The sequence below is a fragment of the Flavobacterium sp. UBA2787 genome, from assembly GCA_002352205.1.
Lineage (GTDB): Bacteria > Bacteroidota > Bacteroidia > Flavobacteriales > Flavobacteriaceae > Flavobacterium.
Genome location: DEHZ01000002.1, coordinates 252157 through 266564, shown reverse-complemented (window position 1 = coordinate 266564; position 14408 = coordinate 252157). Strand labels below are relative to the sequence as shown.

General features: G+C 33.0%; 15 protein-coding genes. 11 read left to right on the top strand and 4 right to left on the bottom strand.

Translation table 11 applies throughout. From position 1 onward, the window contains the following. Positions 1 to 29 precede the first annotated feature (29 nt). Genes B4N66_RS01535 through B4N66_RS01520 form a run of 4 tightly spaced genes read left to right on the top strand, consistent with a single transcriptional unit; the run spans position 30 to position 3992 of the window. Positions 30 to 653, top strand: a complete 624-nt coding sequence (locus B4N66_RS01535; RefSeq protein WP_291091979.1) for a bifunctional nuclease family protein — start codon at positions 30 to 32, stop codon at positions 651 to 653. A 26-nt stretch (positions 654 to 679) separates the two neighbouring features. Next, the gene (locus B4N66_RS01530; RefSeq protein WP_291091978.1) at positions 680 to 2338 is read left to right on the top strand and encodes a NupC/NupG family nucleoside CNT transporter; all 1659 of its coding nucleotides are present in this window, start codon (positions 680 to 682) and stop codon (positions 2336 to 2338) included. A gap of 24 nt (positions 2339 to 2362) precedes the next feature. Continuing rightward, positions 2363 to 3187: a thymidylate synthase gene (locus B4N66_RS01525; RefSeq protein ID WP_291091977.1), complete on the top strand. Its 825-nt coding sequence runs from the start codon at positions 2363 to 2365 to the stop codon at positions 3185 to 3187. 10 nt (positions 3188 to 3197) lie between these two features. Next, the gene (locus B4N66_RS01520) at positions 3198 to 3992 is read left to right on the top strand and encodes an energy transducer TonB (RefSeq protein ID WP_291091976.1); all 795 of its coding nucleotides are present in this window, start codon (positions 3198 to 3200) and stop codon (positions 3990 to 3992) included. A 55-nt stretch (positions 3993 to 4047) separates the two neighbouring features. Here the strand turns inward: B4N66_RS01520 and B4N66_RS01515 are convergent, their stop codons facing one another. Next, positions 4048 to 4344, bottom strand: a complete 297-nt coding sequence (locus tag B4N66_RS01515; RefSeq protein WP_112084812.1) for an isoamylase early set domain-containing protein — start codon at positions 4342 to 4344, stop codon at positions 4048 to 4050. Positions 4345 to 4594: 250 nt separating this feature from the next. On the opposite strand from B4N66_RS01515, the gene B4N66_RS01510 reads away from it, so the two are divergent. Next, positions 4595 to 4939 carry a 2TM domain-containing protein gene (locus B4N66_RS01510; RefSeq protein WP_248432776.1) on the top strand — a complete coding sequence of 115 codons (345 nt, stop codon included), beginning with the start codon at positions 4595 to 4597 and terminating at the stop codon, positions 4937 to 4939. A gap of 2 nt (positions 4940 to 4941) precedes the next feature. After that, the gene (locus tag B4N66_RS01505; protein ID WP_291091975.1) at positions 4942 to 5424 is read left to right on the top strand and encodes a dihydrofolate reductase; all 483 of its coding nucleotides are present in this window, start codon (positions 4942 to 4944) and stop codon (positions 5422 to 5424) included. 52 nt (positions 5425 to 5476) lie between these two features. Here B4N66_RS01505 and B4N66_RS01500 read toward each other — a convergent pair whose 3' ends face one another. Continuing rightward, on the bottom strand, positions 5477 to 5806 hold the full coding sequence (locus B4N66_RS01500; protein ID WP_291091974.1) for a hypothetical protein: 330 nt from the start codon (positions 5804 to 5806) through the stop codon (positions 5477 to 5479). A gap of 184 nt (positions 5807 to 5990) precedes the next feature. Between B4N66_RS01500 and ubiE the strand changes: the two genes are divergently transcribed. Then, positions 5991 to 6722 carry a bifunctional demethylmenaquinone methyltransferase/2-methoxy-6-polyprenyl-1,4-benzoquinol methylase UbiE gene (gene ubiE, locus B4N66_RS01495; protein ID WP_291091973.1) on the top strand — a complete coding sequence of 244 codons (732 nt, stop codon included), beginning with the start codon at positions 5991 to 5993 and terminating at the stop codon, positions 6720 to 6722. Position 6723: 1 nt separating this feature from the next. Then, positions 6724 to 7425 carry a porin family protein gene (locus B4N66_RS01490; RefSeq protein WP_291091972.1) on the top strand — a complete coding sequence of 234 codons (702 nt, stop codon included), beginning with the start codon at positions 6724 to 6726 and terminating at the stop codon, positions 7423 to 7425. Here B4N66_RS01490 and B4N66_RS01485 read toward each other — a convergent pair. Further along, on the bottom strand, positions 7412 to 8149 hold the full coding sequence (locus B4N66_RS01485; protein ID WP_291091971.1) for a TrmH family RNA methyltransferase: 738 nt from the start codon (positions 8147 to 8149) through the stop codon (positions 7412 to 7414). The genes B4N66_RS01490 and B4N66_RS01485 overlap by 14 nt on opposite strands. Before the next feature lie 36 nt (positions 8150 to 8185). Here B4N66_RS01485 and B4N66_RS01480 point away from each other — a divergent pair, with 36 nt between their 5' ends. The 3 genes from B4N66_RS01480 (at position 8186) to accD (ending at position 12862) form a co-directional block, all read left to right on the top strand. Continuing rightward, on the top strand, positions 8186 to 10741 hold the full coding sequence (locus B4N66_RS01480; protein ID WP_291091970.1) for a BamA/TamA family outer membrane protein: 2556 nt from the start codon (positions 8186 to 8188) through the stop codon (positions 10739 to 10741). Positions 10742 to 10859: 118 nt separating this feature from the next. After that, the gene (gene fbaA / locus B4N66_RS01475) at positions 10860 to 11927 is read left to right on the top strand and encodes a class II fructose-bisphosphate aldolase (RefSeq protein ID WP_248432769.1); all 1068 of its coding nucleotides are present in this window, start codon (positions 10860 to 10862) and stop codon (positions 11925 to 11927) included. Between the two features lie 80 nt (positions 11928 to 12007). Then, positions 12008 to 12862, top strand: coding sequence for an acetyl-CoA carboxylase, carboxyltransferase subunit beta (accD, locus tag B4N66_RS01470; protein WP_291091969.1), 855 nt, complete (start codon positions 12008 to 12010; stop codon positions 12860 to 12862). A 60-nt stretch (positions 12863 to 12922) separates the two neighbouring features. On the opposite strand, the gene B4N66_RS01465 is transcribed toward accD, so the two are convergent. Then, positions 12923 to 14176, bottom strand: coding sequence for an ABC transporter permease (locus B4N66_RS01465; RefSeq protein ID WP_291091968.1), 1254 nt, complete (start codon positions 14174 to 14176; stop codon positions 12923 to 12925). Positions 14177 to 14408 lie beyond the last annotated feature (232 nt).

The following is a 14408-nucleotide window of genomic DNA, read 5'->3' as shown; positions in this document are numbered from 1 at the left end:
TTATTTTTAGAGCATTATAATATCATAATATGAGTCTTGTTAAACTAGCCATAAAAGGAATTTCTTACAGTCAAACCCAAAACGGTGCTTACGCATTGATTCTAAATGAAGTAGATGGAGAGCGAAAATTACCTATTGTGATCGGTGCTTTTGAAGCCCAATCGATTGCGATTGCGTTAGAAAAAGAGATAAAACCGCCTCGCCCACTTACCCACGATTTGTTTAAAAATTTTGCCGACCGATTTGATATTGTAGTCAAACAAGTGATTATTCATAAATTAGTGGATGGTGTTTTTTATTCGAGTATCATATGCGAACGCGACAAAATTGAAGAAATTATCGATGCCAGAACATCCGATGCTATTGCGTTGGCATTACGCTTTAATGCTCCTATTTTTACTTACAAAAATATTCTGGACAAAGCCGGAGTTTATCTAAAAGGCAATACAATGGAACCTGAAAATTCCAACGAGGATAACGATGGTGTTTTGAGTACGCCCGAAACTTTTGGTTCAGAAGAAACTACACCAAAAGATAGTTACACAGGAAAAAGTGTTCAAGAATTATATGAATTATTAAACGAAGCGGTGCAAAACGAAGATTACGAAAAAGCGGCTAAGATTAGAGACGAAATTTCAAAAAAGGAATCTTAAATAATCCAACATCTATACCTTATAAAATGTATAAAAAATTTTTTTTACTTGCTTTAACTGTGCTGTTTTCAGTAGGTTTAAGTGCACAAGAACTTGAAAAAAAATGGCAATTGAGTTCTTCCAAAACGGATTATTTAGAATTAAAAGAAGGTGGCTATGAACTTAAAATCAGTTCTGATAGTCTTACTCAAAAAGGAGATTATTTAGTACAAGATAATTTTCTTTTTTTGTTTGAAAATGGTTCCGATGCACCAACCAAACGATTTACAATTACATCAAAATCAGATTCGCTTCTGACTTTAAAATCGAAAGATAAAGCATATTCGTTTTTTTCTTCCAATAAAATAAAACCGGTTCAAAATCAAGCAAAACTAATTGCCAGCGAAGGTTTTTCTATGACCAGTTTATGGAAAGGCGTTTTAGGAATGCTATCACTTTTAGCTTTAGCATTTGTTTTTAGTGCTAATCGAAAAGCTATCAATTGGAAAACGGTTGGGATTGGAATTTTTGCACAATTGATCTTAGCTATCGGAGTCTTAAAAGTTACTTTTGTAAAAAACATATTTGAATTTGTTGGTGGTTTATTCGTCAAAGTATTAGACTTTACACGAGCCGGAAGCGAATTTTTATTAGGCGGAATGATGAATGTTGATAACTTCGGATTCATTTTTTTATTTCAAGTTTTACCAACCATCATATTTTTCTCAGCTTTAACTTCCTTATTATTTTATTTAGGAATAATTCAAATTGTCGTAAAAGGTTTAGCGATGCTTCTAACCAAGATTTTAGGCATTTCAGGGGCTGAAAGTTTATCGGTTGCGGGAAATATCTTTTTAGGTCAAACCGAAGCTCCATTGATGATTAAAGCCTATTTGGAAAAAATGAATAAAAGTGAAATTCTTTTAGTTATGGTCGGCGGAATGGCCACTGTAGCTGGAGGGGTTTTAGCCGCTTACATTGGATTTCTTGGCGGAAACGATCCGGTTTTGCGATTGGAATTTGCAAAACATTTACTTGCAGCATCAGTAATGGCCGCTCCGGGAGCTATTGTTGTTTCAAAAATTTTGTTCCCTCAAACAGAGCCTATTGATACCAATGTAGAAGTTTCTAAGGATAAAATTGGTTCAAATATTCTCGATGCTATTGCGACAGGAACGACAGAAGGTTTGAAATTAGCGGCAAATGTAGCAGCGATGTTGTTGGTTTTTATTGCTTTTATTGCGATGATAAATTACACTTTAAGTTGGATTGGCGGATGGTCTGGATTAAATGATGTTATTGCCGCAAACACACCTTATTCGAAATTTTCATTAGAAACCATTTTAGGAATCGTCTTTGCTCCATTAATGTGGCTAATTGGCGTTGCAACAGAAGACGTAATGCTTATGGGTCAATTACTTGGAATCAAATTAGCCGCATCAGAATTTGTGGGATATATTCAATTGGCGGAATTGAAAAATGCAGCTTCAACCATTCATTTTACTTATGATAAATCCGTTATTATGGCAACCTATATGTTATGTGGTTTTGCCAATTTTGCGTCCATCGGAATTCAAATTGGAGGAATTGGATCATTGGCTCCGGGACAAAGGAAAACACTTTCTGAATTTGGTTTAAAAGCGGTAATTGGAGGAAGTATAGCATCTTTGCTATCAGCAACTATTGCCGGAATGATTATTGGTTAACCGTACAATAAAATAAAGCACAAAATGAAGCAGTATCATGATCTCGTAAAACACGTTTTAGAAAACGGATCACAAAAAGGTGATCGAACCGGAACCGGAACAATTAGTGTTTTTGGTTATCAAATGCGTTTTGATCTAAGCGAAGGTTTTCCGATGGTTACCACCAAAAAATTACACTTAAAATCAATTATACACGAATTGCTTTGGTTCATTAAAGGCGAGACGAATATTAGTTATCTTAAAGAAAACGGCGTAAAAATTTGGGATGATTGGGCCGATGAAAACGGTGATTTAGGTCCGGTTTACGGTCATCAATGGCGAAATTGGAACAGCGAAGAAATCGATCAAATTACCGAATTAATTGAAACGTTGAAGAAAAATCCAAATAGCCGTAGAATGTTAGTTTCCGCTTGGAATCCTTCTGTTTTACCCGACACTTCCAAATCATTTGCAGAAAATGTAGCCAATGGAAAAGCGGCACTCCCACCCTGCCACGCATTTTTTCAATTTTATGTAGCCGATGGAAAATTAAGTTGTCAATTGTATCAACGAAGTGCCGATATATTTTTGGGTGTTCCTTTCAACATCGCTTCATATGCGTTGTTCACGTTGATGATTGCTCAAGTTTGTGATTTACAACCGGGAGATTTTATTCACACTTTTGGTGATGCTCATATTTACAACAACCATATCGAACAATTGGAATTGCAACTTTCTCGTGAGCCAAAACCATTGCCAAAAATGATTTTAAATCCGGAAATTAAATCCATTTTCGATTTCACATTTGATGATTTTACGTTGGAAGGTTATGATCCGCATCCTCATATTAAAGGTGCTGTTGCAGTATAAAATTTACTATATGAGATATCAACTATTATTCTTTTTATTCACTTTTACTTTATTCAGTCAGGAAAATTCATCTCAAAAATATTTCCCTTTTAATGATTTATGCAACAGGGAGGTAGATTATTCAGATTGCGAAAAAGAAATTTTAAAAAATGAAATTTTAAGTTTAATTTCTCCTGAAATAGAAAAAGACATAATTGAAAAAATGATTGACAACAAAGCTGCCTTAACATTTGCTTTTGTCTACAGTCCAAATAATCCTATTCGAAAAGACATAGATATTGACTTTATAAATGATGAATTGAAAATTAAAATAACTAAATATCTTCTTGAATTGCTACCGTATCCCGATAATGATTTTCTTGAAGATAACAGTAAAGCGAAACGTTTTGAATTTGTTTTTATAAAAAATCTAAACAACAATCTATCGATTGCAAGTGATGAAGTATTGAAAGAAATGAAATATAAATCTGAATTTAAGTTTATTTCAAGACCTTATCCTATAGAATGTAAAAACTCAAGTGATATCGGAAATTGTGTGAACAATTATTTTTCTAATCACATTGTTAAAAATTTTAGATATCCAAATAAAGCATTACGAAGAGGAATTCAAGGAAAAGTTGAATGTAAATTCTACATCGATAAAGATGGGACAATAGTCATCCAAGAGTTAGAAGGCCCCGATAAACTGCTAGAGGATGAAGCCGAACGAATCTTAAAAAAAATACCAAAATTTGTTAATGGTACAATTAAAGGAATACCGGTAAAAATTTCCTTTAGCATTCCAATTACATTTAAATTAGATTAAAAAAAATCCGTTTGAAAAAATCAAACGGATTAAATTTCTACGATAAAAACAAAAATTATACAGCTACAACACTATTTTCAGCAGCAGCAAAATCATTCCATTTGTAAGCATCTGCTTGATCATCGTTTACAAATTCTCCATCAACTAAATAACGGAATTCGTATGAATTTGAAGCAGGTAATTCAAACGTAGCTTTGAAAGTTCCATTTTTTAATTTTGCTAATTCTCCTTCTTTCGGATTCCAATTGTTGAAATCACCAACTACTGCAGCAGTAGTAGCTTCTTTTGCTTCGATTGAAAAAGTTACTTTACAAACCGGTTTCGTTTTTATAAATTGTTTCTTGATTGCCATGGTTAATTTAATTTTTAAATTTATGCCACAAAGAAACAAATAGAATAATGAAAATCAAATAGTTAGCTTTCTTTTTGTTAAATTACTAAAAACCACCACAAAAAATAGCTATTTTGCTAATTTATAATAGGTTAGATTAACAATTCTTAACAGGAAAACGGTTTCGCTTTTCATTATATGTAAAAATGATTTTTTTATTTTTCAAAAATATAATACCTTTCAGAACCAAAAAACCAATAATAAAAAAATTATGAACACAGAGCAACACGAACAATATGAATATGCTCGTAGAAGAATCAAACAGAAAAAAAGACTATATTATCATTTTGTCCTTTTTTTAATTGGAAGTTTATTCTTTTTATTAGTGGAGAAATTTTTTGACATTCAACCCTTTGAAGGTTGGTATTTGTGGGCGGTTACTATTTGGTTCTTCCTGTTCATTCTACATTTCATCAAAGTGTATATCACAGATCGATTTATGAATAAAAACTGGGAACGCGATCAAATTGAACGTTTAATGGCAAAACAAGAACAAAAAATTCAGCAATTACAACAAAAAGTAGAAAACGAGTTTAATTCTAAAACTGAAATTTAAGAATGATTATAATGATTGCGGCTGCAGCCGAAAACAATGCTTTAGGTAAAGACAATGATTTGGTTTGGCATTTACCTGATGATTTTAAACGTTTCAAAGAATTGACTTCGGGTCACTCAATCATAATGGGAAGAAAGACTTTTGAAAGTTTCCCAAAATTACTTCCTAATCGAACACACATTATTATTACACGACAAAAAAACTATCAACCGGAAAGTTGCATTGTTGTAAACAGCATTGAAAAAGCATTAGAATTTATTGAAGAAGATGAAGATGCTTTTATAATTGGTGGTGGCGAAATTTATAAACAATCACTACCTTTCACTGATGTTATCGAATTAACTCGGGTTCACGATTCTTTTGAAGCCGATACTTATTTTCCTGAACTAAATCAGGAAGAATGGCAACTTGTTGATGAAGAATATCATCCTAAAGATGAGAAACATGCAGTAGATTTTACTTATCAAACCTACATTCGTAAATAAAAAAACATCCCTTTCGGGATGTTTAGAATCAATGTATCATGTATGAATTGGCCTATTCAAGCATCAGTATCTGATAACTTAATATAAAAATCACCACTGCCAGAAATACTCCAGAAATGAAGATCACGACATTGGCAAACCTTTGAGAATACATCTCAAAGAAGCCTTTAATACCAAATACCACAAAGGTACTAAAAGCGAAAAAAACTAAAATTTCCAAAAACAAATTTAACCCTAAGAACGTTTGTGGCACCCCAACTTCAGTATTGCCTATTAAAGCAACACTGTCGATACTGCTAACAAGAAAAAATGTGATAACTAGTGCCAATAGTATCCACCTTAGTTCAGCCTTTACAATTCTTGATAACATGATGTTTAACATTTGATTCATGTTGTAAAATTGCACATTATCAATTACATACGCAATACCCACTTATAGTGATTTTTTTTATATCACTAAAAACAGCTAGTTTTTGTTTATTTTTTTGAAAATAATGTTGAACAAATTAAATCATACTATTATTGCCATGATTACAGAATAGTTTATATTTGCCTAAAATTTAAGTATGTCAAAACCTGTTACACCATATAAAGATTCCTCCTTAGGTAAAAAAGAACAAGTTGCTCAGATGTTTGATAACATTTCAGGCAATTATGACGGACTAAACCGTGTAATTTCTTTTGGCACCGATGTGAAATGGCGTAAAAAGGTCTTGGCAATAGTTTCTGCGAAAAATCCTGATACAATCCTTGATATTGCAACCGGAACGGGTGATTTAGCTATTTTGATGACAAAAACCAATGCTAAAAAAATTGTTGGTTTAGATATTTCTGCCGGAATGCTTGATGTGGGAAGAAGAAAAATTGAACAAAAAAAACTTTCAAATAGAATTGAAATGGTTTTGGGTGATTCTGAGAACATTCCATTTGAAGATAATAGTTTTGACGCTATTACAGTTGCTTTTGGCGTAAGAAATTTTGAAACCTTAGAAAAAGGCTTGGCTGAAATACTTCGTGTTTTAAAGCCTAACGGAGTATTTGTTATTTTAGAAACCTCTGTTCCAAGGACATTTCCGTTTAAACAAGGCTATCATTTTTATACAAAAAATATTTTACCACTTATAGGAAAACTATTTTCCAAAGACAATTCCGCCTACTCCTATTTATCAGAATCAGCTTCAGTTTTTCCTTATGGAGAAGCTTTAAACAATATTTTGAGAAAAGTTGGGTTTATAGACGTAGCAGCAATGCCTCAAACATTTGGTGTTGCAACTATTTATTCAGCATCAAAAAAATAAAATGAGAACAGTATTTTTAGCCATAATCTTTTTTATAAGCATCCAAACCAATGCCCAGTTTGGCGGAATTTTCGGTAAAGATCCGATTATTCACCTAGAAAACTTTGACGAACAACGCGTTCATTGGGGTTATTTTTTAGGATTTAATTCGTATGATTTTAAAATAGATCAAAATCGTGTTACCGAAGAAATTTTATCGGAATCTACCACTGGATTTAACGTAGGTTTGGTTGGGGATTTACGTTTACATAGAAATATAAACCTTCGTTTTGAACCTGGATTATATTACACACAACGAAATTTAACTTTCCCAAATTTTGAAAATCAATTTGATGCAATGCGGGAAGTAAAATCAACTTATATTCATTTCCCGTTACTTTTGAAGTTTTCATCCAAACGATTAGGAAACGTTAGACCTTATTTACTTGGTGGTGTTTCAACTGCACTCAATTTATCGAGTAACGCCAAAGCTCAAGACGATAATTCAAACAATCGTTTTAGAATGACACAATGGAGTAATTTTTATGAAGTTGGTTTTGGTATTGATATTTATCTCGAATACTTCAAATTCTCACCATCCATAAGAGGTGTATTCGGTTTAAACGATGAATTAATTCGCGACAATGATCCAAACAGTCCGTGGACATCTTCGGTTAGTTCTATGTCAACAAGAGGATTTTTTGTGAATTTTACTTTCCATTAAGATTTCTTCGAAATTCGCTCAACAAAATAGCCGTTGCTGTTGCTACATTCAGACTTTCTGTTTTTTGTAATTTACCAAAACGAGGAATACTTATTTTTTTCTGAATTAAAGCTTCAACATTCGCACTAACTCCATTGGCTTCATTTCCCATGATTAACACTGCATTGGATGGTAAGTCAGATTTATATACAATATCACCATCCATAAAAGCACCATAAATAGTCTGATTGGTTTTCTGTAAAAAGTTAGTCAAAGACGTATAAATTACATTTACCCTACCAATCGATCCCATAGTTGCCTGAATTACTTTCGGATTATAAACATCTGCTGTTTCTTCGGAACAAATTAATTGTTCAATCCCGAACCAATCACACAAACGGATTATTGTTCCCAAATTTCCCGGATCTCGAACATCATCTAAAACCAACGTCAAACCCTCATATTTAATTGGTTTTGATGGTATTATTTTAAAAACTGCTAAACAAGTATTAGGTGTTTTTAAGCAACTTATTTTTTTTAAATCAGCTTCTGAAATAATCTCCGGTCTAACTTCGTTATTCAATTGCAATGTTGCATCGGTAGAATAAAATTCCTGAATTTCATAATGCGAATAAAACAATTCCTGAATCACTTTGAACCCCTCGGCAATAAAAAGTTGTTGTTCATTTCTAAACTTTTTTTGATGCAATCCGGTAATTCGTTTAATTTGGTTTTTACTAACCATAAAATAATGTACTTTTGAACTAAATTTCTAATTCAATTGAAAAAGATTTCCGCAAAAATATCATTAATAATTTTAATTGCACTGTTTTTTTATGCCTGTGATTCTGTAAAAAGAGTTCCGGATGGAAAAAACCTACTCGCCAAATCGGATGTTATTGTTGATGGAAAAAAAGTTAAAAACGAAGACGTTACCGGATTAATAACTCAGAAAACAAATACGCGTTTTTTGAACTTACCATTAAGCCTATATGTTTACAATTGGGCTAAACCAGATCACGATTCATTATTTGCAGAAAAATTCATAAAAGATTCAATTCGGTTTCATAGGGCTTCAAAGTTTTTATCATCCAAACAAGTGTATCGTTTAGGCGAATCGTTTTGGTATTCCGGAATTCATGACTTCTTGAAAAGCACTGGTGAAGCTCCGGTAATTTTAGATGAATTAAAAGCTAAAAAATCAATCACAAAGCTCAAAGGTTATTATTTTAATGAAGGCTATTTTAATGTAGATGCAACGGTTGCTATTGATACAATTGATACAAAAAAAGCATCAACCACTTACACCGTAACGTTAGGAAATCCATATATTCTTGACAGTATTAACCGTAAAATTACTTCACCTGTTTTAGATTCACTTTACAAACGAACGGAAAATTTATCAGTTATTAAATCCGGACAACAATATAAATCGGATAATTTTGAAGAGGAAAGAAATCGACTCACAAATAATTTCCGAAACAATGGAGTGTATAATTTTCAACAAAATTATATCAATTTTGACATTGACACCATTAAAACAGGTAACAAAGCAAATGTAAATTTATTAATTAGTGATTATTCCTATCGTGATGGCGACACATTGGTTACTACTCCATTTAAAGTTTATAAAATCAGTGAGGTAAATATTTATACTGATAATCCTTCTTCAAAAAATAAGGTTAAAATTGCCGATAGTGTGGTGTATAATAACTACAACCTTTACAGTATCGACAAACTAAAATACAGACCAAAAGCCATTACGGATGCGGTTTTTATTAGCAAAGGCGGCACTTATGCCGATTTTAGAAACAACTTAACCTCTCGTTCACTTAATAATTTTAAAGTCTTTACCTATCCGTCAATTCAATATGAAATTGATCCTAGAGATAGTTTAGCAAGTTCATTGATTGCCAATATTTACCTCAGCCCCAGAAAAAAATACAGTTTTGGTGCTTCGTTGGATGCTATACATTCAAACATTCAAGATTTTGGTTTAGCGGGTAATGCTTCCTTTTCTATTCGAAATATATTTAATGGTGCAGAAACTTTAGAAATATCAGGAAGAGGGAATATTGGTTCTTCACAAGATTTAGCTAATCCAGACAATACTTTTTTCAATATTTCTGAATACGGTGCCGACCTACGACTAAATTTTCCAAGAGTATTTTTCCCCATTAAAACAGATAGAATTATTTCGAAAGAAATGATTCCGTCAACACAAATTAGTGTGGGTTTTGCCAAGCAAGAAAATATTGGTTTAGATAAAGAGAATTTTACCGGTGCACTTACCTACAATTGGACTCCAAAACGATATAATTCTGTTCGATTTGATCTACTCAATATTCAATACATCAAGAACATAAACGTTAGTAATTATTTCAACGTATATCGTTCGTCCTATGAAGCTTTGAATGATATAGCTCAAAATTATGATGTTGACACAGAATTTTTGAATAACAACGGAGATTTAACTATCCCAATTGGAACAACCGGTTTTATTAATGAGGCATTGTTTAATGAGCCGGGCATTAATCCATCTCAATCTGATTTTAACACGATTCGAAGTATTAACGAACGTAAAAACAGATTAACAGAGAACAACCTTATTATCGCATCGAGTTATAGTTTTTCCAAGACAACAAAAACAAGCTTGTTAGACAATAATTTTTATGTTTTTAGAATAAAAGGTGAGTCGGCCGGAAATTTATTATCACTAATTGCAGACGCTTCCAACCAACCATCTGGACCAAATGGAAATAAAACTTTTTTTGACATTGAGTTTTCACAATATCTTAAAGGTGAATTTGAGTTTATTAAACATTTTGATCTGAGAAACAACATGATTTTTGCAACCAGAACATTTTTTGGAATAGCCGTTCCTTACGGAAATTCAAATAGTATTCCGTTTTCACGAAGTTATTTTGGAGGAGGTTCAAACGACAACAGGGCTTGGCGACCTTATGGACTTGGACCCGGAAGAAGTGGAGCCCGAAACGATTTTAACGAAGCCAATATGAAAATTTTGGTGAATGCCGAATTTCGTTTTAAAATGTTTGGAAAACTGAGAGGAGCTCTTTTTGTAGATGCCGGAAACATTTGGAATGTTTTGGATAATGTGGAAGATGAAGATTTTGTTTTTTCCGGATTAGAATCATTAAGAGACATTGCCGTGGGATCCGGTTTCGGAATTCGATATGATTTCGGATTTGTGGTTGCTCGATTCGATTTCGGATTCAAAACCTATAACCCGGCTCATGAAGTTGGTAAAAGATGGTTTAGAGAATATAATTTTAGCAACACAGTGTTTAATGTGGGAATTAATTATCCTTTCTAAAACGTTATCGTAATTTTTAGATAAAACTAAGCTTAACGGCATCGATTTTATAGTCAATTATTTTTTGTTCACTCGATTAATTCTTATTTTTGTTCTCTTAACTAATATAATAAGCAAAATGGCACACAACATAAAACCAGGTGTAGCAACCGGAGATCAAGTTCAGGAAATTTTTAACTATGCTAAAGAAAAAGGATTTGCACTACCGGCTGTAAACGTAATCGGTTCAAGCACTATCAATGGCGTCTTGGAAACTGCTGCAAAATTAAACGCTCCTGTTATTATTCAATTTTCAAACGGAGGAGCATCTTATAATGCTGGAAAAGGCCTTTCAAACGAAGGTCAGCGTGCTGCTATTTTAGGAGGAATTGCCGGTGCAAAACACATCCATACTTTAGCTGAAGCTTACGGAGCAACCGTGATTTTACATACAGACCATTGTGCAAAAAATTTATTGCCTTGGATTGATGGTTTGTTAGATGCATCCGAAAAGCATTTTGCTGAAACAGGAAAACCATTATTTTCTTCACATATGATTGATTTATCTGAAGAACCAATCGAAGAAAATATTCATATTTGTAAAGAATATTTAGCTCGAATGAGTAAAATGGGAATGACGTTAGAAATTGAATTAGGTGTAACAGGTGGTGAAGAAGATGGTGTTGATAATTCAGATGTGGATAGTTCAAAATTATACACTCAACCGGAAGAAGTGGCTTATGCGTATGAAGAATTGATGAAAGTGAGTCCGAAATTTACCATCGCAGCTGCTTTTGGAAATGTGCACGGAGTTTATAAACCCGGAAACGTAAAATTGACGCCAATTATTTTGAAAAATTCGCAGGAATTTGTTCAGAAAAAATTCAATACCGATTCAAATCCAATTGATTTTGTATTTCATGGTGGATCAGGTTCCACATTAGAAGAAATCAGAGAAGCCATTTCATACGGTGTAATCAAAATGAACATTGATACCGATTTACAATTTGCTTTCACAGAAGGAATTCGTGATTATATGGTCAACAAAATTGATTACCTAAAAACTCAAATCGGAAGCCCGGACGGAGCAGATTCGCCAAACAAAAAACATTACGATCCAAGAAAATGGATTCGCGAAGGTGAAGTTACATTCAACACACGTTTAGAGCAAGCTTTCGCTGATTTGAATAATGTGAATACTTTATAAAATTTGTTTCAAGTTTCAGGTTTCAAGTTTTTAACCTGAAACTTGAAACCTGAAACACTATAACCTTAAACTAATAAAGAATGGCTTGGTTTAAAAGAACAGAAAAAGGAATTCAAACCGCTACGGAAGATAAAAAGGATGTCCCAAAAGGACTTTGGTATAAATCCCCTACTGGAAAAATTATTGATCAGGACGAATTAGCCAAAAATCTTTGGGTGAGTCCGGATGACGATTTTCACGTGCGAATTGGTAGTAAAGAATATTTTGAAATTTTGTTTGACGACAATAAATTCAAAGAATTAGATGCAAAAATGACTTCGAAAGATCCATTGCATTTTGTGGATACGAAGAAATATTCCGACCGATTAAAAGAAGCTTACGACAAAACCGGATTAAAAGATGCGGTTCGAACAGCTGTTGGAAAATCAAAAGGAAAAGATTTGGTTGTTTGTTGTATGGATTTTGCCTTTATCGGAGGTTCGATGGGAGCTGTCGTAGGTGAAAAAATTGCAAGAGGAATTGACCATTCTATCAAAAACAATGTACCTTTTGTTATGATTTCAAAATCAGGTGGAGCGAGAATGATGGAAGCAGCTTTTTCATTGATGCAATTAGCCAAAACTTCTGCCAAATTAGCTCAATTAGCTGAAGCTAAAATTCCATACATTTCACTTTGTACCGACCCAACTACGGGTGGAACAACTGCTTCTTATGCGATGTTAGGCGATATTAATATTGGTGAACCAGGAGCTTTAATCGGTTTTGCAGGACCAAGAGTTGTAAAAGACACCACCGGAAAAGATTTACCGGAAGGTTTTCAAACTTCTGAATTTTTGTTAGAACACGGATTCTTGGATTTTATAACTCACCGGAAGGAATTAAAAGATAAAGTAAATCTTTATTTAGATTTAATTTTAAATGAAGATGTTAGATAAAAAAAAATCCCGATTGCTCGGGATTTTTTTTTGAATAAATTTTTTTCTTTTACTAATTACTTACATCCCACTCCTAATCGCCTCCACAGGATCTAATTTGGAAGCCGATATCGCCGGAATAATTCCGGAAACCAAACCGATAAATCCTGCTAACCCAGCTCCAAGCATCATATTACCAAAACTAAGAACGAATTCAAAGTCCAATACTTTGGATAACACCATTGCAATCAGCCAAACCATAACCAAGCCAATAATTCCACCAATTACAGACAAAATTACCGCTTCAAACAAAAATTGAAAGAGAATAAATTTATTTTTAGCTCCTAATGATTTTTGAATTCCAATTAAGTTGGTTCTTTCTTTTACAGATACAAACATGATATTGGCAATTCCGAAACCACCAACCAAAAGTGAAAAACCTGATATAATCCAACCTACAACATTCATTTGACCAACAATTTCATCAATCATATCAGTGAAACCTGACAATACATTGATAAAAAAGTTATCAATTTCTGAAGCTTTTAATCCTCTAAAATTTCTAAGTTTTTGAGTGATTTCGCCTTTAAAACCTTCCATATCAATTCCTTTTTCAGGTTTTATCAAAATAGCAGGTGTTAACATATCACTATTTTCACCATATAATCTTCTAATAAAATTCATCGGAATAAAAACTGCATTGTCTCGACTATCACCAAAAGTTGAAAATCCTTGTTTTTCAGTAACGCCAATCACGGTGAAACGTTGACCATACATACGAATTTTTTTTCCAATTGCCTGTTCAGGGCTCTCAAATAAACCATTCGAAACTTCGTAACCCAAAATAATCACTCCTGTTCCTGAATTAGATTCCGATTCGTTAAAAAATCGTCCATTGTCAATTTTAATTCCGTCAATTCCTTCAAACTCGTTGGTAGTTGGCGTAACTCTAACAGAGCTTACCGTTCTATCTTCAAACTTGATGTTTTCATTTCGAGTAAAAAGGTTAAATGCCATTTTATCTACACCGTTTAAAGAACGTTTTAAATACTCAAATTCTTCATACGTAACATTCGGAAATTGCTCTCTTTTCCAGCTTGGAACTTCGCTTGGACCAAAAGGGAAACGCAATAAATAAACAGTATTTTTATCCAAATCACCTAAATCGCCTTGAATTTTCTGGTCTAAAGAATCTACAGCAGCAAGTACAGCAATGATTGAAAAAATTCCAATTGTTACTCCAAGCAACGACAAAAAAGTACGCAATTTATTGTTTCGCAACGCATTCATCGCAAAATTGAAACTTTCTTTGAGCAAACGGAGATAAAGAAGCATAGAATTTTTCTTAATTGTAAATATAGTTATTGGTAGTTTAAGTTATGATTTTGTTACAAAAAAACATGTGTTTTTTGTGTTCATTCGGTTGAACACTATGTCATACTACAGCTTGATAAAATTTAAACAAAAAGGAAGTTATTTTCAACTGTAAAAAATATCAAAAAAAGAAAAAACTAATCTTGCATTCCTTTGAAAGTTAAACATACAAATAGTACTTTTGCACCTTCAA